Annotated in this window: 18 protein-coding genes; 7 read left to right on the top strand and 11 right to left on the bottom strand. The window is 57.6% G+C overall.

The features are described 5' to 3' along the window. The first annotated feature begins 32 nt into the window (after positions 1 to 32). From GS630_RS17010 to GS630_RS16980, 7 genes are all read left to right on the top strand, one after another. Entirely contained in the window at positions 33 to 1,568 is a 1,536-nt protein-coding gene (locus GS630_RS17010; RefSeq protein WP_171620157.1) for a GGDEF domain-containing phosphodiesterase, read from the top strand. A gap of 126 nt (positions 1,569 to 1,694) precedes the next feature. After that, positions 1,695 to 3,524, top strand: coding sequence for a membrane protein insertase YidC (gene yidC / locus GS630_RS17005; protein ID WP_171619975.1), 1,830 nt, complete (start codon positions 1,695 to 1,697; stop codon positions 3,522 to 3,524). Beyond that, positions 3,521 to 4,258: an MOSC domain-containing protein gene (locus GS630_RS17000; protein WP_171619977.1), complete on the top strand. Its 738-nt coding sequence runs from the start codon at positions 3,521 to 3,523 to the stop codon at positions 4,256 to 4,258. Before yidC ends, GS630_RS17000 begins: the two co-directional genes overlap by 4 nt. Then, entirely contained in the window at positions 4,255 to 4,908 is a 654-nt protein-coding gene (yihA, locus tag GS630_RS16995) for a ribosome biogenesis GTP-binding protein YihA/YsxC (protein WP_171619979.1), read from the top strand. Before GS630_RS17000 ends, yihA begins: the two co-directional genes overlap by 4 nt. Before the next feature lie 60 nt (positions 4,909 to 4,968). Continuing rightward, entirely contained in the window at positions 4,969 to 5,832 is an 864-nt protein-coding gene (gene argB / locus GS630_RS16990) for an acetylglutamate kinase (protein ID WP_171619981.1), read from the top strand. A gap of 22 nt (positions 5,833 to 5,854) precedes the next feature. Continuing rightward, positions 5,855 to 6,541, top strand: coding sequence for a ferredoxin (locus GS630_RS16985; RefSeq protein ID WP_171238458.1), 687 nt, complete (start codon positions 5,855 to 5,857; stop codon positions 6,539 to 6,541). Next, positions 6,538 to 7,035: a histidine phosphatase family protein gene (locus tag GS630_RS16980; RefSeq protein ID WP_171619983.1), complete on the top strand. Its 498-nt coding sequence runs from the start codon at positions 6,538 to 6,540 to the stop codon at positions 7,033 to 7,035. Before GS630_RS16985 ends, GS630_RS16980 begins: the two co-directional genes overlap by 4 nt. Positions 7,036 to 7,079: 44 nt before the next feature. Here the strand turns inward: GS630_RS16980 and GS630_RS16975 are convergent, their stop codons facing one another. The 11 genes from GS630_RS16975 to GS630_RS16925 form a co-directional block, all read right to left on the bottom strand. After that, positions 7,080 to 7,871, bottom strand: coding sequence for an amino acid ABC transporter ATP-binding protein (locus GS630_RS16975; protein ID WP_280922860.1), 792 nt, complete (start codon positions 7,869 to 7,871; stop codon positions 7,080 to 7,082). A 12-nt stretch (positions 7,872 to 7,883) separates the two neighbouring features. Further along, on the bottom strand, positions 7,884 to 9,182 hold the full coding sequence (locus GS630_RS16970) for an amino acid ABC transporter permease (protein ID WP_171181646.1): 1,299 nt from the start codon (positions 9,180 to 9,182) through the stop codon (positions 7,884 to 7,886). A 3-nt stretch (positions 9,183 to 9,185) separates the two neighbouring features. After that, entirely contained in the window at positions 9,186 to 10,418 is a 1,233-nt protein-coding gene (locus tag GS630_RS16965) for an amino acid ABC transporter permease (protein WP_171181644.1), read from the bottom strand. Positions 10,419 to 10,541: 123 nt separating this feature from the next. Then, positions 10,542 to 11,558, bottom strand: coding sequence for an amino acid ABC transporter substrate-binding protein (locus tag GS630_RS16960; protein ID WP_171181642.1), 1,017 nt, complete (start codon positions 11,556 to 11,558; stop codon positions 10,542 to 10,544). A gap of 205 nt (positions 11,559 to 11,763) precedes the next feature. Further along, on the bottom strand, positions 11,764 to 12,471 hold the full coding sequence (locus GS630_RS16955; protein ID WP_171235897.1) for an ATP12 family chaperone protein: 708 nt from the start codon (positions 12,469 to 12,471) through the stop codon (positions 11,764 to 11,766). Between the two features lie 3 nt (positions 12,472 to 12,474). Further along, positions 12,475 to 13,146: an HAD-IA family hydrolase gene (locus GS630_RS16950; protein ID WP_171235896.1), complete on the bottom strand. Its 672-nt coding sequence runs from the start codon at positions 13,144 to 13,146 to the stop codon at positions 12,475 to 12,477. Then, positions 13,143 to 14,186: an RluA family pseudouridine synthase gene (locus GS630_RS16945; protein ID WP_171238477.1), complete on the bottom strand. Its 1,044-nt coding sequence runs from the start codon at positions 14,184 to 14,186 to the stop codon at positions 13,143 to 13,145. The genes GS630_RS16950 and GS630_RS16945 overlap by 4 nt, the downstream gene beginning before the upstream one ends. A 120-nt stretch (positions 14,187 to 14,306) precedes the next feature. Further along, positions 14,307 to 15,113 carry a crotonase/enoyl-CoA hydratase family protein gene (locus tag GS630_RS16940; RefSeq protein WP_171619985.1) on the bottom strand — a complete coding sequence of 269 codons (807 nt, stop codon included), beginning with the start codon at positions 15,111 to 15,113 and terminating at the stop codon, positions 14,307 to 14,309. 98 nt (positions 15,114 to 15,211) lie between these two features. Next, positions 15,212 to 16,522: a replication-associated recombination protein A gene (locus GS630_RS16935; protein ID WP_171619987.1), complete on the bottom strand. Its 1,311-nt coding sequence runs from the start codon at positions 16,520 to 16,522 to the stop codon at positions 15,212 to 15,214. A gap of 3 nt (positions 16,523 to 16,525) precedes the next feature. Further along, positions 16,526 to 17,911, bottom strand: coding sequence for a trypsin-like peptidase domain-containing protein (locus GS630_RS16930; RefSeq protein WP_171619989.1), 1,386 nt, complete (start codon positions 17,909 to 17,911; stop codon positions 16,526 to 16,528). Between the two features lie 74 nt (positions 17,912 to 17,985). Then, positions 17,986 to 19,041, bottom strand: coding sequence for a TauD/TfdA family dioxygenase (locus GS630_RS16925; RefSeq protein WP_171619991.1), 1,056 nt, complete (start codon positions 19,039 to 19,041; stop codon positions 17,986 to 17,988). Positions 19,042 to 19,150: the final 109 nt, after the last annotated feature.

The raw sequence follows: 19,150 nt of genomic DNA, 5'->3' as shown, positions 1-19,150 counted from the left end.
GCGTGTCATTCATGCCCAAGGCCAAAAGCACGATGCGGAACCATTCTTCTATCGACCGTTTTATCCGTTCTTTGAACACCGTTTTTAACAGTCCATCAGCGCTGGCGTTTATTCCCGCGCTCAGTTTGGGTGCGTTCTGGATCGGGGGCGAACGCGCTTTGGTTTCAATGGCATTGGGCCTCCCCTTGGCAATCACAGGCCTTGGTGCGTTTTCGTCCAAACAAACCCGTCCGCGCTTGGGGCGGTCGGTTGGCCTATTGTCAAACGACCACTTTGCATCCGCATTAAACGAAGTGTTTGCTGAAACCTGTCGCAAAGGCGAAGACTCTGCATGTTTTGCCGTGGTTCTGGATGATTACACTCAGTTGCTTGATCTTCATGGTCAGGCAGCCGCAAACCACGTTGCACAGCAGTTTTGCGCGCGTGTCATGTCCATGATCCGCACGAACGACTGCGCGACGCGCGTTGGCGGGAATAAGATGATGGTGGTCTTGCGCCCCGCTGGCCAACTGGATCTAGAGGCCTGCATTCAAATGTCGGGGCGTATGCAATCGGCGGTGGAAGAGCCGATCATGTTAAATGGAACCGGCGTCTACATGTCGAGCTCGATCGGTTTCTGCCTAAGCGGCAGCTTTCCGGACGGGTCGGCTATGGACTGGCGCGATGCTGCGAATAACGCCCTGCTTGAAGCGCAACAGAATGGCCCATCCACGATTCGCGCCTTTTCGTCCGAAACCCGCCGCCGGGCTCAGGTCCGCTCCAATCTGCGCAAGGAGTTTGAAACTGCCCTGGACAGCGGTGAGATTCGTCCTTGGTTTCAACCTCAGATATCCACCGACACCGGGCGCGTCACTGGCTTTGAGGCACTGGCCAGATGGGAGCACCCTAAAAAGGGGGTTCTGGGCCCCAACGTCTTTCTGCCGTTTGCAGAACATGCCGATCTTATGGGTCGGCTGGGGCAGACCATGCGGCACTACGCATTTTCTGCCATGCGCGACTGGGATCAGGCAGAGCTTTATGTGCCGCGTATCGGCATCAACTTTTCCTCGGACGAGCTGCGCGATCCGGGCCTGATCGACCGCCTAAAATGGGAGTTGGATCAATTCGACCTGACACCCGACAGGTTGGCAGTCGAAGTGTTGGAGACCGTTTTTTCCCGTCGACCTGATGACGTCATAACCCGCAACGTCACCGGGTTGGCTACGATGGGCTGTTGCATTGATTTGGACGATTTTGGAACCGGCCATGCCTCGATCGCATCCATAAAACGATTCAACGTGTCGCGCATAAAGATCGATCGGTCTTTTGTCGCAAAAGCCGATCAAGACCCCAGCCAGCAGCAACTGGCAAGCGCCATTCTGACCATGGCTGAACGTTTGAATCTGGAAACACTGGCCGAAGGCGTCGAAACGCCAGGCGAGCATGCATTGATGGCCCAGTTGGGATGTGACCATGTTCAGGGTTTTGGTATCAGCAAGCCGATGCCAGTCGAAAAAACCAGGGACTGGATCATGTCCTATCGCAGCAAATTGAACCGAGTACCCAAAATTGGGCGGGAAACAGGTTAAAGAACCCCAAATCAAGCCAAAGAAGACCGGTACGTGACGAATTGAAGGGCGATTCCGCTTGACCTTTGGGCCCGCACTCTGTTGAACCCTGCGGGTGTCTTTCACTGCTCAAGGTGGCTGTCCCCTATGGACGATCAGAACAAGAATCTCATCCTCGCAACTGCGCTCAGCTTTCTCGTGATCCTGGTCTGGTTTGTACTGTTCCCTCCGCCGGAACCGACACCTGCTCCTGAACAGGCTGAAATTTCCAATGTTGAAGGCAATGAGGTTCAGACGCCCAGCGCTGCAGGTACAGGCGCTGTGGGGGAAGCAACTGCGGCTGCGACAGAAGCTGAGCCCGAGGCCCAAGCGCCACGGATCGATATCGACACCCCGCGCCTGACCGGCAGCCTGTCGCTGGCCGGTGGTCGCATCGATGAGCTGTCGCTGAAAGACTATAAGGTTTCGCTGGCCGACGATTCTCCGATTGTCGAACTGATGTCACCGGTGGGGTCCGAGTCCGCGTATTATGCCCTATACGGTTGGGCCCCTGGCGCTGGCTTGAGCGGTGCCGACGTTCCCGGACCCAACACAATCTGGTCCGTTGAGCAGGGCGAGACCCTTGGCGTTGACAGCCCGGTGACGCTTGTTTGGGACAACGGCAATGGTTTGACCTTCCGCCGCGCTATCTCGGTTGATGAGAACTATATGTTCAGCATCACACAGTCGGTTGAAAACGCCACCGAGGCCGAGGTCGGCATGGCCCCCTACGGCATCCTGGCACGCCACGGTATCGGCGAAGACGGTGATCTGCCTGGCTTGAAGAATTTCTTCATTCTCCATGAAGGCGTCATCGGCATGGCCGACGGGACACTGACGGAGGTGGACTATGGCGACGTCCGTGATTTCGACATCGACCCGAATGAGCGTGCGCAGGCCGAGGTATATCAGGTAAAGGAAAATGGCTGGATCGGTTTCACCGATCATTATTGGATGACCACTCTGATCCCTGAGCCTGGTTCCGCATTCAAAGCTGCCGCCAAGTATGACTCGCGCCGCAAAATCTATCAGACAGAAACGGTTCTGCCGACGCTGACAGTTGCGCCGGGCGCGACCGAGCAGGTCACCACCCGCCTTTTTGCCGGTGCAAAAGAATGGGAGGCCATTCGGGAATACCAGTCAGAAGGCGTTCAGAAGTTCATCGACAGCATTGATTGGGGCTGGTTCTTCTTCCTGACCAAACCGATCTTCTGGCTTCTGCACAACATCAACGTGCTGATTGGCAACATGGGTTGGTCGATTATCGGCCTGACGCTGATCATCAAGGCGATTCTGTTCCCGCTGGCGTTCAAATCCTACGTCTCGATGGCGAAGATGAAAGAACTGCAGCCGCAGATGGAGGCCCTGAAAGAGGCCGCCGGCGACGACCGGCAGAAGATGCAGCAAGGCATGATGGAACTGTACAAGAAGGAAAAGGTGAACCCGGCTGCGGGCTGTTTGCCGATCCTGTTGCAGATTCCGATCTTCTTCTCGCTGTATAAGGTGATTTTCGTCACAATCGAATTGCGCCAGGCACCCTGGTTCGGACCGTTCCAGGACCTGAGCGCACCTGACCCGACATCGATCTTCAACTTCTTTGGCTGGCTGCCATGGGCGGCACCCGCGCCTGAAAGCTTCATGGCGCTGATCTTCATCGGTATTCTGCCGCTGTTGCTGGGTATCTCGATGTGGTTGCAACAGAAGCTGAACCCGGCACCAACAGACGCCACTCAGGCGATGATCTTTGCATGGATGCCTTGGGTCTTCATGTTCATGCTGGGTGGTTTTGCCAGCGGTCTGGTTGTCTACTGGATAGCGAACAACACGATCACATTCACGCAGCAATATCTGATCATGCGCAGCCAGGGCTACACCCCGGACGTGTTCGGAAATATAAAATCCGGCTTCAAGAAAACGCCGAAAACGGACAACAAATGAGCGGGACAGTCTCAGACCTCTGGCGTCACCCGATCAAAAGTCACGGGCGCGAGGCGCTGAGCCAGATCACAGTCATCCCCGGGCAGACCATGCCCGGGGATCGCGTTTGGGCTGTTGCTCATGAAGCTGCCAAGACGGATGGATCGGATTGGGCCCCTTGTTCGAATTTCACCCGGGTCGCTAAAGCACCCGAGCTGGCAGCGATCTCAGCCGAACTCCAAGACGAGCGTGTAACTTTACGCCATCCTGACCGGCCTGATTTATTATTTGCCCCGGATACCGAACAGGAGATTTTCCTGGATTGGGTAAAACCTCTGATGCCCGCCGACCGCGCGGCACCTGCCAGAATAGTCCGGGTTCCGGGACGCGGGATGACCGACAGTGATTTCCCATCCATCAGCTTGTGCAACATGGCGTCTCACCGCGCGGTCGAGCAAAAGCTTGGCCAGTCGCTGTCAACCGTCCGCTGGCGCGGGAACATCTGGTTTGACGGCCTGCCCTTGTGGGAAGAGTTTGACTGGTTGGGGCGTGACATCCGCATTGGGCAGGCCGTGTTCCGTATCCGCGAACGCATTACCCGTTGCATGGCCACCACCGCGAACCCAGAGACTGGCGCACGTGACGCAGACACTCTGGGTGCGCTGAGCAATTGGGGCCATCAGGATTTCGGTGTTTACGCCGAAGTCATTCAGGGTGGTGAAGTCCGCCTGCATGATGAGGTGCGCGTGCTATGACATCGCTTCCATTTCCACTGGCTGAAGAGCCGGATGACCTTACCAAAGAACACGGGCGCAAGCTGTTTGCTGGCCCTTCTGAATTTGTCAAAGGCGTGGTCGCCATGAACGGCCTGCCCGCCCCTGATCGGTTGGAGGTCTGTTTTGCAGGCCGGTCGAACGTCGGCAAATCCAGTCTGATCAACGCGCTGACCGGAACCAAGGGTTTGGCGCGCGCCTCGAACACGCCCGGGCGCACGCAAGAGATCAATTTTTTCACCCAAGGCCCCGAACTCTATCTGGTGGACTTGCCCGGCTATGGATACGCCAACGCCCCGCTGAAAGTGGTGGAGAAATGGCAGAAGCTGCTGAAACAGTATCTCAGTGGTCGCCAGACCCTGCGACGTGCCTTTGTACTGATCGATGCGCGCCACGGCGTGAAGCCAGTCGATGCCGAGATCATGAAGCTGCTGGACACCAGCGCCGTGACCTTTCAATGCGTTCTGACCAAGTCGGACAAGGTCAAGGCCAAGGACCGCGAAAAGGTGCTGGACCAAACACGTGCGGCCCTATCCAAGCACCCCGCAGCGTTCCCGGAAATCGTGCTGACCTCTTCCGAAAAAGGCGACGGTATCGCGACCCTGCGGTCCATCATTGCGCATCTGGAATAGCTTCACACTTGGCAGGGCCGGACAAAGGCCCTAACACAGGTCTCCAAAGGGACTTTAGCCATGAAGACAAGAGATATGAACCGGGACTGGATCGCCACCGCAGCCACACTCAACAGCGCTCTGCCCTATCTGCAGCGCTATGACGGGGCCATTGTCGTCATCAAGCTGGGCGGTCACGCAATGGGCAGCGATGAGGCGATGGAAAGCTTCGCCCGTGACGTGGTTCTGATGCGTCAGGTTGGGGTTAATCCAGTTGTGGTTCATGGTGGCGGTCCGATGATCAACGCGATGCTGGACAAGCTGGATATCCAGTCTGAATTCGTGAACGGCAAGCGTGTGACAGACACAGCAACCGTCGAAGTGGTCGAGATGGTTTTGTCCGGTCTTGTGAACAAGCGCATTGTCCAGGCGATCAACGATCAAGGGGGTTCTGCCGTGGGGCTGTCTGGCAAGGATGCAAACCTGATGGTCTGCGACCAGACGGACGCATCTCTGGGATATGTGGGCACCCCCTCTGACATGAACCCGAAGATTCTGTATGACTTGTTCTCTCATGATGTGATCCCGGTGATTGCCCCGTTGGGTGCCGGCCGCGATGGTGAAACCTTCAACGTCAATGGCGATACGGCGGCGGGCGCAATTGCCTCGGCCCTGAAAGCCGACCGTCTGCTGCTGCTGACCGATGTCTCAGGCGTCAAGAATGCCGCCGGAGATGTTGTGACCGAACTGAAGGCAGGACAAATTCGCGAAATGACCCGCGAAGGCACGATCGCGGGCGGCATGATCCCCAAAACTGAAACGGCCCTGGACGCGCTGCACAGCGGCGTCCGGGCCGTGGTGATCCTGGACGGGCGCGCACCGAATGCCGTGTTGCTAGAATTGTTTACAGAACACGGGGCCGGGTCGCTTATAAGGCCGGACTGACCCGTTCAAGGAAGGATGAAACATGGCCAATCTTGCGCAGCCTTCCTCTGACCCAAATGCGATATCCTATGACCACATCGTTGAGGTCGCTCATCGTGAGGGACTGATTGTCATGGGAGCACTGCGTCCCCGTAAGGTGGAAGCCAAACAGCTTGAATCCGGTACGTTGGTCCTTTTAGGCGCCGGAGGGGACTTTTGGCCTGTTTTGAAGGCCGCACCAGAATGGGGGGCACCGGACCCGGTTGACCGCTGGTCCGCTAGGATCATTGGCGAAATAGCCCAGACATTTAATGCCGAGGCCTATTTTCCTTTTGGCGGGCCACCTTATGCCCCTTTCATCGATTGGGCCCTGAAATCAGGACGGACCTTCAGCAGCCCGGTGGGCGCTTTGGTGCATGACACGGTGGGCATGATGATCTCATATCGAGGTGCACTGCACTTTGCCGAAGAATTCAGTATCCCGGACACACCCGGACAATCTCCCTGCATTACCTGCGTCGCGCCATGTACGCAGGCCTGCCCGGTCGGTGCCCTGAACGCTCAGGAATTCTACAACATCTCAGCCTGCCACAGCCACCTTGACACAACCCAAGGACAGACCTGCATGACCGGCGGATGTCTTGCCCGCCTTGCATGCCCTCTCAGTGCAGGAGCGGAGCGCACATCAGAACAGTCGGCCCATCACATGAGGTCGTTCCACACGTCATGACCCGCACGCTGATCCTGACACGCCACGCCAAATCCAGCTGGGATAACCCGATTTTGGATGATCATGCGCGCCCGTTGAACAAACGTGGACGCAAGTCAGCCTCCGCAATTGCCAAATGGCTGCGTACACATGGTTGGGTGCCGGATGAGGTTCTCAGCTCGACCTCGACCCGAACCCGCGAAACCTGGGATAGGATGTCCATGACGGCCCGGCGCGCGAAGTTTCGCGACGCGCTCTACCTGGCGGGGCCTGACCAGATGATACGCCAGTTATTCGAAGCAAAGGGGCAAACCGTTTTGATGTTGGGGCACAATCCTGGGATAGCGCAGCTTGCCCACCAGCTGGTGCGGGAAGCTCCGACACATCCGCGATTTCTGGACTATCCGACCTGCGCAACGACCGTCATGGAATTTGACATCACCAGTTGGACCGAGGTGCAATGGCACAGCGGAAAAATCCTTGGATTCGCCATTCCGCGCGAGTTGCTGGAATAAAAAAGGCGGGGCAAAACCCCGCCCTTTCTTCAATTTCAGGCCGTTTAGTGCCCCAAAATCTGGCTGAGGAACAGTTTGGTCCGTTCGCTCTGCGGATTGTTGAAGAACTCTTCCGGCTCGTTCTGTTCCACGATCTGGCCCGCGTCCATAAAGATCACGCGGTTGGCGACTTGACGGGCAAAGCCCATCTCGTGGGTCACACAGAGCATGGTCATACCTTCCTCGGCCAGTTCGATCATGGTGTCGAGCACCTCTTTGATCATCTCGGGGTCCAGCGCCGATGTTGGTTCATCGAACAACATGATCCGCGGCATCATGCACAGCGAACGCGCAATCGCCACACGCTGCTGCTGACCACCGGACAGCTGACCGGGGTACTTCAAGGCCTGATCGGGGATCTTCACCTTCTCGAGGAAGTGCATCGCGCGTTCTTCGGCTTCTTTCTTGGGCGTCTTGCGTACCCAGATCGGGGCCAGCGTGCAATTTTCCAGAATGGTCAGGTGTGGGAACAGGTTGAAGTGCTGGAACACCATGCCAACCTCAGACCGGATCTTGTCGATGTTCTTCAGATCATTCGACAGCTCGATCCCGTCCACGACAATCTTGCCCTGCTGGTGTTCTTCCAGCGCGTTCAGGCAGCGGATCAGGGTGGACTTACCCGAACCCGACGGGCCCGCGATAACGATCCGCTCGCCTTGATTGACGGTCAGATTGATGTCGCGCAGCACGTGGAATGATCCGTACCACTTGTTCATGCCGTTGATTTCGATGGCGACCTCATCGCTCACCTGCATCTTCGAGCGGTCGATTTCGCGTTCTACTGCAAGTTCAGACATGTGTTGAACTCCTTAACGATGATCTGTGGCAAGGCGACGCTCGAGCCACTGAGAATATTGAGAAATGCCGTAACAGACGACGAAGAACAGAAGCGCGGCAAAGCCCAGAAGCTCCCAATAGACGCCGTTCCATTCGGTCGACGCCAGAATGGGACCCCGGATCATGCCCACCAGATCGAACATCGAGATGACCGAAACCAGTGTGGTATCCTTGAACAGGCCCACGGCCACGTTCACGATCCCGGGAATCGAAATCTTCAGAGCCTGCGGCAGGATGATCAGCCGCATCGCTTGCGGGTAATCCAGACCCAGACTGTCTGCTGCTTCGTACTGTCCACGCGGAAGTGCCGCCAGACCGCCACGGATCACCTCGGCGATATAGGCGGCTGAGAACATGGTGATCATGATCACAACACGCAGGAACAGGTCGACTGTGCTGTCAGGCGGGAAGAAATACGCCAGCATCACCGAAGCCACGAACAGCAGCGTGATCAGAGGCACGCCACGGATGAATTCGATAAAGATAACGCAAACCCACTTGATCAGCGGCATGTTCGACTGACGACCCAAGGCCAGCGCGATGCCCAGCGGCACCGACAGAGACACACAGGTCACACCCAGCATCATGTTCAGCATGAAGCCACCCAGATCACGGCTGGGAACAGCTGTGAGCCAAGCATTCTCTGATGCACTTTCCGGGATCAGAGCTCCGCCGACATTCCAGATCACCAACGCAGTCACAATAGCCCCAAAGAACCCGGCAGCAAAGCTGTTGTTGCCCAGTTTCTGGAATACGGCACCTGCTGCAATGAAACCAACCAGCGCCACCAGAGGAACCAGGATCGTGCCGCCCCAGATCAGCCAAAAGGCCACAAACGGGTAAACCGCAGTGAACAGCAGCATCTTGCGTGGCAGGTCAAAGAACAACACCGGGGCAAGGGCAACCAGCATCAGCACAAAGGCCAGGTTTGGTCTCCAATAAGCGTCGGCCGGGTACTTGAAGCCATAGATCAGCTGAGGCCAGCGTTCCGTCAGAACCGCAAAACAGGCGCCGGTCTTGCCGTCCAGGATCTCGCGACATTCCGCCAGAGAGTTGGCATTCCACACCCCGTTCAAAATCCACGGCAACGTGTTTTTCAACAGAATGTAGATCAGCACCAGCGACAGCACCGTCAGGATGGTGTTTGTCACGCCCGAGAAGAGGTTCTCGCGTAGCCACTTGACCACTCCGACTTCATTTGCAGGTGGCGGTGAAGGCGGGATAGTGCCTTCGGCCACAAAGGCGATCGGGTTTGTTGTTTGATCACTCATGGCTCAGCGCTCCTTCAACTTAACGGAGGCGTTGTAGATGTTCATCGCCATCGAAATCAGCAACGAGGCTGTCAGATAGAAGAGCATCAGCAGCAGCACACATTCGATCGCACGACCGGTCTGGTTCAGCGTGATGCCGCCCAGCGTGGCTGTGATGTCTGCATAACCAACAGCGATCGCCAGCGACGAGTTCTTGGTGATGTTCAGGTATTGCGAAATAAGCGGCGGTATGATGACACGCAGTGCCTGGGGCAGAACGACAAGGTTCATGATCCGTCCGGGACGCAAACCCAGCGCGGCGGCGGCCTCGGTCTGACCTTTGTTGATCGCCTGAATACCCGCACGTACGTTTTCCGCAATGAAGGCACCGGTGTAGATCGACAGGGCGAACCACAATGCAATCAGCGGGCCGCCAACCTTGATACCACCGCTGAAATTAAAGCCTTTCAGAGCGGGAATATCCCAGGTCAAACCCATGATGAGCATCAGCAAGGCAAAGGGCACCAGCCAAACAGCCAATTTGACCAAGAATGTCTTCGGACGTTCGCCGGTCTCTTCCTGTTTCAATGTGGCCCGCTTTTCGATCTCGTGCGAGGCGAACCACGAACCGATCAAAACGACAATCACCAGCAACCAGTTCAGAATGGTTGCGCCAAACAGCCCGTTTGCGAACTCGGGCCGCGGGATATAGACACCCCGGTTGGTAAAGGCAAAGGCGTCGAACAACATACTGGATGTGGCGGCATCGCCCCGGAACGCGCGTGGCGCGGGCAGTACAGCCGTCATTATGGTGAAGATTATGATGATCCAGATCAGAACCGGAATATTCCGGAAGATCTCGACATAGACCGCCATCAGTTTCGACACGAGCCAGTTGTTCGAAAGCCGCAGAACCCCCGCGATCACGCCGAACACCGTGGCCGTAATACATGCCAGAAAGGCAACCAACAGCGTGTTGAGAATACCAACAACAGCCGCACGCCCGTGACTGGACTGGCTGTCATATTCTATCAGTCTCTGGTTGATGTCATACCCGGAGGAGTCGCCCAAAAACGAGTAAGAGATGTTGAGCCCTGCGGCCCGAAGGTTCTGGATCAGGTTGTTTCCGAGATACCAGATGGAAAGCGCAATAACGATCGCCGCGATCACCTGAAACGTCAGGGAGCGATAGCGAGTGTCGTTAATGAGCATGGACAACCGAAAGTCAGCTTTCGGTGGATCAGTCATAGTCGACATATTTTGAAATCCCCGTAGCGTGCGGTTTTTTTGTCTTGGCGAGTTTTTCCCGCTCTGAATGCTTCCGCAGCTCTTTGATGTGAAGAGGGCGCAGGTTATACCCTGCGCCCATCTCCGTAGATTTTAGCGGAACGGCGGCGAATACAGCAGGCCGCCTTCGGTCCACTGAGCGTTCAAGCCGCGCGCCAGACCAATCGGAGTTTCTTCACCGATGTTCTTGGCGAATACTTCACCATAGTTGCCACCTGCTTTGATGGCTTTGGCAGCCCAGTCAGCGTCCAGGCCCAGCATCTCACCCAGAGTACCTTCGGTACCCAGCAGGCGGTTGATTTCCGGGTTGTCGGTGCCACCGCTCAGCTCATCGATATTGGCCGAGGTCACACCCAGTTCCTCTGCCGAGACCAGCGCGTTCAGAGTCCAGCGGACAACGTCGCCCCACTCGTGGTCACCGTGGCGAACCAGCGGTCCCAGAGGCTCTTTCGAGATGATTTCGGGCAGCAGAACGTGCTCGTCCGGTGCTTCAAACGTGGCGCGCGTCGCTGCCAGACCCGATGCGTCAGTGGTGTAAACGTCACACGAACCAGCCAGATATTGTTGCTGCGCTTCGGCGTTGGTTTCGATCGGAACCGGCTCATAGCTGATGTTGTTCGAGCGGAAGAAGTCCGCCAGGTTCAGCTCGGTTGTGGTGCCGGTCTGGATACAAACGGTTGCGCCGTCCAGTTCCTTGGCCGAGCTGACGCCCAGCGCCTTGGGAACCATGAAGCCCTGACCGTCATAGTAGTTCACACCAGTGAATTCGAACTTCAGGTCGACGTCGCGGCTGAAGGTCCATGTGGTGTTACGGGCCAGCATGTCGATTTCGCCGGATGCCAGCGCAGTAAAGCGTGTTTTACCGGTGGTCGGAACAAACTCAACGGCGTTTGCGTCGCCCAGAACGGCAGCAGCAACAGCGCGGCACAGCGAAACGTCAAAGCCTTGCCATTCACCATTTGCGTCGGGTGCAGCAAAACCAACCAGACCGGTGGTCACGCCGCAATTCAACTTGCCGCGCGCCTTGACGTCGTCAATGGTGCCCGCCGCAGCTGCACCAGCAGCCAGACCGGCAATCGTCGCCGCGCCCAAGATTACGGATTTTTTCATTTTTACCTCTTCCTGATTTTCCGTCTCATAAGAAACGGCTCTGCCCGGCAAGTGGATGCCGGATAGGTTACCCCAAAGGTGTCTCCCCTTTAGTGGGACTGAGTTTGGGCGTATTCATAAACAAACGTCAAGGGTCGGATCATCGAAATCGATGGTTCACCCCCCAAGCCCTTTGCACAATTGCCCAAATATCAGGAATTATGGCTCAAACCGACATATCAAAGAAGCGTTTTGCATGTAGAAACGCCGCCCTTTTGACCTCAGCAACCTCATGCGCCTCGTCATCATGGCCCCATTGCTCGATCTGCCAGATTTCGTCCAGTCGCGAAATGCGCCATATCTCGTCCGGATTGCGCCAATCCAAGGCTGCCGCGAACCCAAGAATCAACGACCCTGACAGGCTGACAAGATCGTGGAAGGCCGCCAGTTGAAACGCATTCAGCGCATGGACCCGTGCGCGCAGCGTCTCCAAGGCCGGACGCGCTTGTGGTTGGTGCAGCACCCCTGCGACCGGTACCAGACGAACGGACAACGTAGATTCGGCCCAATCCAAGGCCGGGTCCCATTCGTCCCTTTGGCGGTTCTGCAGCTCTTGCGGGTGCGTGGCACGGTAACACAGCAGATCAGAATCGCCGTAATCGGCCAGCATGTCGGCCACTTCTGCATGCTGAACGCGCACTTTGTCGATTGCGGCATTGGCAGAACGTGTGAACGGCATTGTCGCAGGATCAACTTCTTTTTCCTGCGCATCCCATTCTACCGCGACCGCTTCGGCCATGCTGCGGGTCGGTAAGATCAAACCTTTCTTGGCGGGCGTTTTGACACGTCGACCGTCCAATTCAACCGCAAACCCGCCGTCGGCCTCGACAACGGCACTGTCTTTCCAGAAGCGTTTTGGTTTCCAGTCGCTCATTTCCTAGTTCCATATTCCAGCCAGCGCCGTGGGCAACTGGTCAAATGTCTCGATCACGCAAGTCGCCGAAGCCAAAGCCGAGCGATCATGGTATCCCCAGGTCACCCCAATTCCGCGCACACCCGCCGCCGCAGCCATGTCCATGTCAAAGCTCGTGTCACCAATCATCACTGCGCAATCCGGATCAACACCGGTTTCAGACAAGGCGGTCTGCACCATGGACGGGTGTGGCTTGGACGGGTGATGATCTGCAACCTGACGCGTCACAAAATAAGCCTCCAGCCCGTGCGCCTCGATCAACGCATCAAGACCGCGCTGTGACTTGCCGGTGGCTACTCCTAAAAGTACTTCGGGCACAGCGTGTAACGCTTCAATCGCCTCACGCGCGCCGGGATAAAGCGGCGAACTGGCCGCACCCAGGTCCAGCCGATGTGCGTGGTAAGCCTCTTTGTACCCTTCAACCAGATCACCCTGGACCAAGGATGGTTGATCCGGTGCCAGTCGCGCAATGGCGTGTGGCAAGGACAGACCCACAATCGAAAGGATCGCGTCGCGCGACGGGACAGGCACCGAAGCAGCCTGAAAGCTGGTTGTCATGGAGTGAACGATACTGCCCTGACTGTCGACCAGCGTGCCGTCGACATCAAACAGAACCAGCCGTAAGGGTGCGCTCATTGCAGATCCTCAAACGGATCGTCAGCAGCCAGATCCTCGGTCCACCCGAACGTATCCCAGCTGTGCTTCATATGATCCGGCAAAGGTGCCGTGACTGTCACAGGCTTACGGGTCATTGGGTGTTGAAACGACAGTCGCCGGGCATGCAGGTGAAGCTTTTTACTAATGATCCCACCCAGTTGCGCGCCCCAGCCGTCGCCAAGGTTTTCCTGGCCCGAGCCGCCATATTTTCCATCGCCAATAATCGGATGCCCGATGGCCGCCATGTGGGCCCGCAGCTGGTGCGTCCGCCCGGTGATCGGCTCCATTGCAACCCATGCGGCACGGCCGGCCACCCGGTAGAGGGTCGCGTAATGCGTGTGCGCGCGTTTGGCGCCTGGTGTGCTGTCGATTTCGTTCATATGCACGGGGATCATCTTTTCGCCTTCGCCGTGCTTGCCATGACCCGGTGCTTTGACAAGGCCCGTCTTGATCTCACCCAGGTAGGGAGTCGGAACACCGGCCACCAGTGCCCAATAAATCTTGCGCGTGTCGCGGTGACGGAAAGCGGCCGTCAGGCCCTTGGCGGCCTCACGCGTGCGGGCCATCAGCAGAACACCTGACGTATCTTTGTCCAAGCGGTGGACCAGACGCGGGTTCTCGTCATAGCCGAACCGCAACGCCTCGGACAGGCTGTCGACATGCCGGGTCTGCCCGCTGCCGCCCTGAACCGGCAGGCCCTGCGGCTTGTTGAGCGCCAGAATGTGATCGTCGCGGTAGATCACGCAGGACTGGATCATCTTGGCATCGGCATCCGAGATACGATGTTTGACCTCAGCCGGTTTGTGATCTGCGTCAGGCAAAGGCGGCACACGCACCACTTGCCCGACCTCCAGCCGGGTCGAGGCTTTGGCGCGGCTGCCATCGACACGCAGCTCACCCTTGCGGCACATCTTTTCAATGCGGCCCTGACTGACATGCGGAAAAAGACGGCGCAGCCAGCGGTCAACGCGCTGGTCGCCATCCCCTTCAGCGACTGTAATCATCTGTACGCCACTCATGCCATTAACCCTTGCACCGCGCGGGTGAGCCGCCCGGATTGCACCTTTGTCCGTGTCCCAGAAATCATGGGCGTCTGTCGCGCGCAATGCGCCAAGAGTCAAGGTATCTGGCTGTTGCGATCAGATGTTCGAGAAATCCCCGTGTCGCCCCGCCCCGTCCCGGAAACGCCCCGCGCCCGAGGTTCCTTCACGGCGGATCGCCTCCAACCCGTTGGCCCATTCCACCTTGAGCGCTTCGCGCACCGGCATACCCCGCGTTTCGATGATCGAACGGCGGTCAGCCCGCACAGCCTCTTGCGGAAAACGTGCAATTTCATGGGCCGTTTCTTCAGCTGCAGAACGCGCTTCACCATGCGGGACGACCTTTTCTGCCAGCCCGATCCGATAACATTCTTCGGCCTCGACTTTCCGACCTGTCAAGGCGATCTCCAGCGCTTTGCCTTGCCCCACCAAACGCGGCAACCGGACCGAGCCGCCATCCATCAGCGTAATCCCCCAGCGGCGGCAGTAAACACCCAGATATGCCGTTTCCGCCATCACGCGGATATCGCACCAAAGAGCAAGCTCCATGCCTCCGGCCACGGCGGCACCCTCAATCGCGCCGATGACCGGTTTCGAAAGCTCCAGCCGGGACGGTCCCATCGGCCCAAGTGTCGAAGTGGCTGAACCTATTGGAAAGGTATGTTTGTCGAAATACGCCTCACGCAGTTCAGGGTCGGCCAGCGAGGCGGCGAGTTTCAGATCCCAGCCCGCGCAGAAATTGCCACCTTTGCCCCAGAACACAGCGGCTTTGGCAGAACTGACTTCAAAACTCAGGAATGCGTCAACCAGAGCTACAGCGTGTTCCGTATCAACGGCATTTCGTGCATCCGGCCTGTCATGGATGATGGTCCAGACGTCTTGGGTCTTTTCAATTGAAACCGGCATTTCCCGTCCTCCCTTGCTGGTATTGACCCAAGGGAAACGATCTATTGCGAACCTGTCGCCTGTGACGCGGCGGCATGTCCAATACTGACCCTGCGTAACTAACTGTTGCGCTGTGTCCGAAGCTTGGCAAAGTAATCGAGGCGCTTTTTCAGCTCTCGCTCGAACCCGCGTTCCACCGGCTGATACAGGACCGGGCGTTTCATGGATTCCGGGAAGTAGTTCTGACCCGAAAACCCATCCTCGGCGTCATGGTCATAAGAGTAACCCGCACCATATCCCTGATCCTTCATCAACGAAGTGGGCGCATTCAGGATATGCTTGGGCGGTGGTTCGCTGCCGGATTGTTTGGCCAGCCGCATGGCCGCTTTGTAGCCGACATAAGCCCCGTTGGATTTTGGGGCCAGCGCCAAATAAACCAAGGCTTGCGCCAGCGCCAATTCTCCTTCGGGAGACCCCAGCCGTTCATACGTTTCCCACGATTGCAGGCAAATGGCCTGCGCCTGAGGATCCGCCAGACCGATATCCTCAACCGCCATCCGCGTAATCCGGCGCGCCAGATAGCGCGGGTCTTCGCCGCCGGTTAGCATTCGTGCGAACCAGTACAGCGCAGCATCCGGGTCAGACCCACGTACCGATTTATGAAGGGCCGAGATCAAGTTGTAATGCTCATCACCCGACTTGTCGTATTTCGCAGCCCGCCGCATCAGCCGCGTCGACAATGCATCGGGATCCAGCGGCGCGTCCACTTTCCAGGCCGAGACCTGTTCGATCAGGTTCAGCAACGCCCGCCCATCGCCGTCTGCCATTTCCTGCAACGCATCGCGCGCAGCCGGGGTCAAAGGCAAAGCGCGGTCCAACTCTTTCTCGGCGCGCTGCGTCAGGCGTTCAAGGTCGGCAAGGCTGAGGCGTTCCAGTACCAGAACCTGCGACCGGCTTAGCACAGCGGCATTCAGTTCAAATGACGGGTTTTCGGTTGTGGCACCGACCAACAAGATGGTGCCGTCTTCCATATGGGGCAGAAACCCGTCTTGCTGCGCCTTGTTGAAACGGTGGATCTCGTCCACGAACAACAGCGTCCCCTGCCCGTTCTGTCGGCGAATCTTGGCGGCCTCGAAGACCTTCTTCAGGTCAGGCACACCCGTGAAGATCGCACTGATCTGGACAAAATGCAGATCGGTTTCCTGCGCCAAAAGCCGCGCTATGGTCGTCTTTCCTACTCCGGGCGGACCCCAAAAGATCAGGCTGGACAGGCTGCCCGCCGCCAGCATCACACCCAGCGGGGCTTCAGGCCCCAGCACCTGCTCCTGACCGATGACGTCACCCAGCGATTGGGGCCGCAATCGATCTGCCAAAGGGCGGCGCGGGGCATCGACGGGTTCGGTTGGCCCGGTATCGAACAGATCGCTCATACGTTACAGCCGGAATCGCAGGGACACGGACCGGCCTTCGCGTTGAAGCCCCATCTGCACACGGCGTCCCGGGTTTGTCATTGCGCGTTCGACATCACCGGGGCGCTGAATATCGACCGCATTGATGGTCTCGATTACATCGCCAGGTCGTAACCCGGCCCGCGCGCCATAAGGGCCCGGATCAACCACAACAACGCCGGTCAGAGACAGGGGCAGGCCCAGCTTGGTGATCACCGCCGGATTGATCCGGGACACGATCAAACCCGGCAGAACGGTCGTATCGTCCAGCGCGGTTTCTTCGGCAGCGGGTGTTTCAGGTGCTTTGATCAAGGCCACCTCGACCTCATCGCTTTGGTCGCCGCGCAGCCGCGTCAGAACCGAGCTTCCCCCCACACCTGCAATAGACATGCGGAACTTCATTTCAGCGGGGGAGTTCACCTCGTCCCCGTCCACATGGGTGACGACGTCGCCCACCTTCAGCCCCGCCTCGCGCAGCGGGCTGAGGTCATGCAGGTCCGAGATCACAACGCCCAGCGGGATAACTAGCCCCAAAGATTCCGCGATATCCGCGCTCATGTGCTGACCCGACATTCCCGCCCAAGGGCTGACAAAGCTGTCATTGCCTTGCTGCGCCTGTTTCAGGAACTCGGCCACCAAATTTGCCGGGATGGCAAAGCCGATACCGTTGGAACCACCGGACCGCGTCAGGATCGACGTGTTGATCCCGATCAGATCGCCATTCACGTCGATCAATGCGCCGCCGGAATTACCCGGGTTGATCGCCGCATCCGTCTGAATGAAATACCCGCGACCGTTGCCAGTTGCCGTTCCCGTGCGCGCCAGACCCGAGATGATGCCCGAAGACACGGTTTGCCCAACACCAAAGGGGTTCCCAATGGCCAGGGCCAGTTCGCCAACTTCAACCTGATCGGAATCCCGCAGGCTCAGGAAAGGCAGGTTTTCGGCCTCTTCCAAACGCAGAATCGCGATGTCGCTTTCTTCATGGCCCAGTACAACTGTGGCCGAAAACTCGCGTCGGTCCGTGGTGACGACCCGGATCTCTGTCGCGGATCCAACCACGTGATAGTTAGACACGACATAGCCGTCATCGGACAGGATCACACCAGAACCCAACGAGTTTTGAACGCGCGGCTGTGGCGTGCCAAAGCCCCGGCCAAAGAAGTCTTGAAAAAACGGGTCCGAAAAGAACGGACTGGCCCGCCCCTGCCGCACGATCTTGGCATAGATATTCACGACCGCAGGAGAGGCTTTTTTCACCACAGGAGCAAAGCCCAGCGAAATCTCGGCCTGCGACTGCGGCACGCGTGTTTCAGCCGTCGCAAATGTGGAAACTGCACAGGTCAAAGCGATAAGTGTCGCGCGAAGCATGGATACCTCTACCTCAAAAGCTGCGTAGGATATGCGACTACGCGCGCGCTAATGCAAGCACCTGTCCGGCGTGCTCAATCCAGCGGCGCGTGCAGGCGGGTCCCTTTTGTAATGATCCCGCCCCGATTACCCACTTCGATCGACCCGTAGCGCTGTTTGAAAACGTCAGGCAACTCCCGGTCTCCGTCGGGTGAGAGCCATAGGCGAAAAAGATGCCGACGCTTGGCCGGATCAGGCCAGTCCACGAAACCCGTCCGGTCATGCAACTGAGAATGGTTGTAGACAAATTGCATATCGCCGGGCTGCAACCGCATGGTCAGATATAGATCTGGGTCGTTCGACAAGGAGTCGAACTTGTCCAAAGCAGCGACATGCTCTGGGGTCAGGCGCATGGCTTCGGGAAACCGCTGCGCACTGTCGATATACTGCCGCTGATAGAACACGGTCAGCTTGCCATCATGCCAGTTGAAGGGCGGAATGGTCATAAAGGGCTGCATCCCTTCCGGCACTTCGCCGCGCCGGTCAGTCACTATCGGGTCGAACAATCGCTCCAGCAGGTCCGGGCATTCGTTGCGCATCCGGTTATAGATGGCTTCAGCGCTGACCAGCAGTGAATCCCCGCCCTCCTTGGCGTCCCGAAGGCACAATAGTCCTACGATATCGGCGCTGTCTGTGTGAAATGTCTGGCGCTCGTGAGTCTGATAGATCCGCGTGTTCGGGTCATTTGCGTCCGCACCGATATCCCGGACATGACCCAGAATATGCCCCTGTGCATTCTGGGATCGCGCCGATCCCAAATGGGCACCCACCCCGCAGAAGATCGCGGCGGCCATCTCCTGAGAATAGGTCTCGACCGGCAGGCCCCGGATCACTTCGAACCCAATACCGTTGATCAGCGTGTCTTTTAGAGTCTCAAGATGGCCGTTGAACCGGCGCAACGGAAAATCTGTTTTGGTGATTTCGCCGATATCTCGCCCCAGGCTTAGATAATGGCGCGCGGCTTGCTCAAGGTCAGCGACATCCCCAGGGCTCAGATGCAACAGCCATTCATTCTGCCGCGCTGCCATTTCCCGTCCGTTCCAAACAGATGGACCGGTGATTTGTGCTGGTAATTCAGAAAACACGGTCATCGCTGCCTCCAATCACGCTGTTTCCATATTCACGCGTGAGAAAGCACAGTTCATCATCTGAAGTCACCGAAACTTGTTAAAATACGACACCCATCTGGTCCGCGTTCGC

Origin of the sequence: Ruegeria sp. HKCCD7303, assembly GCF_013111185.1 — a bacterium.
Classification (GTDB): Bacteria; Pseudomonadota; Alphaproteobacteria; order Rhodobacterales; family Rhodobacteraceae; genus Ruegeria.
This window is presented reverse-complemented; position numbering and strand designations above follow the sequence as displayed.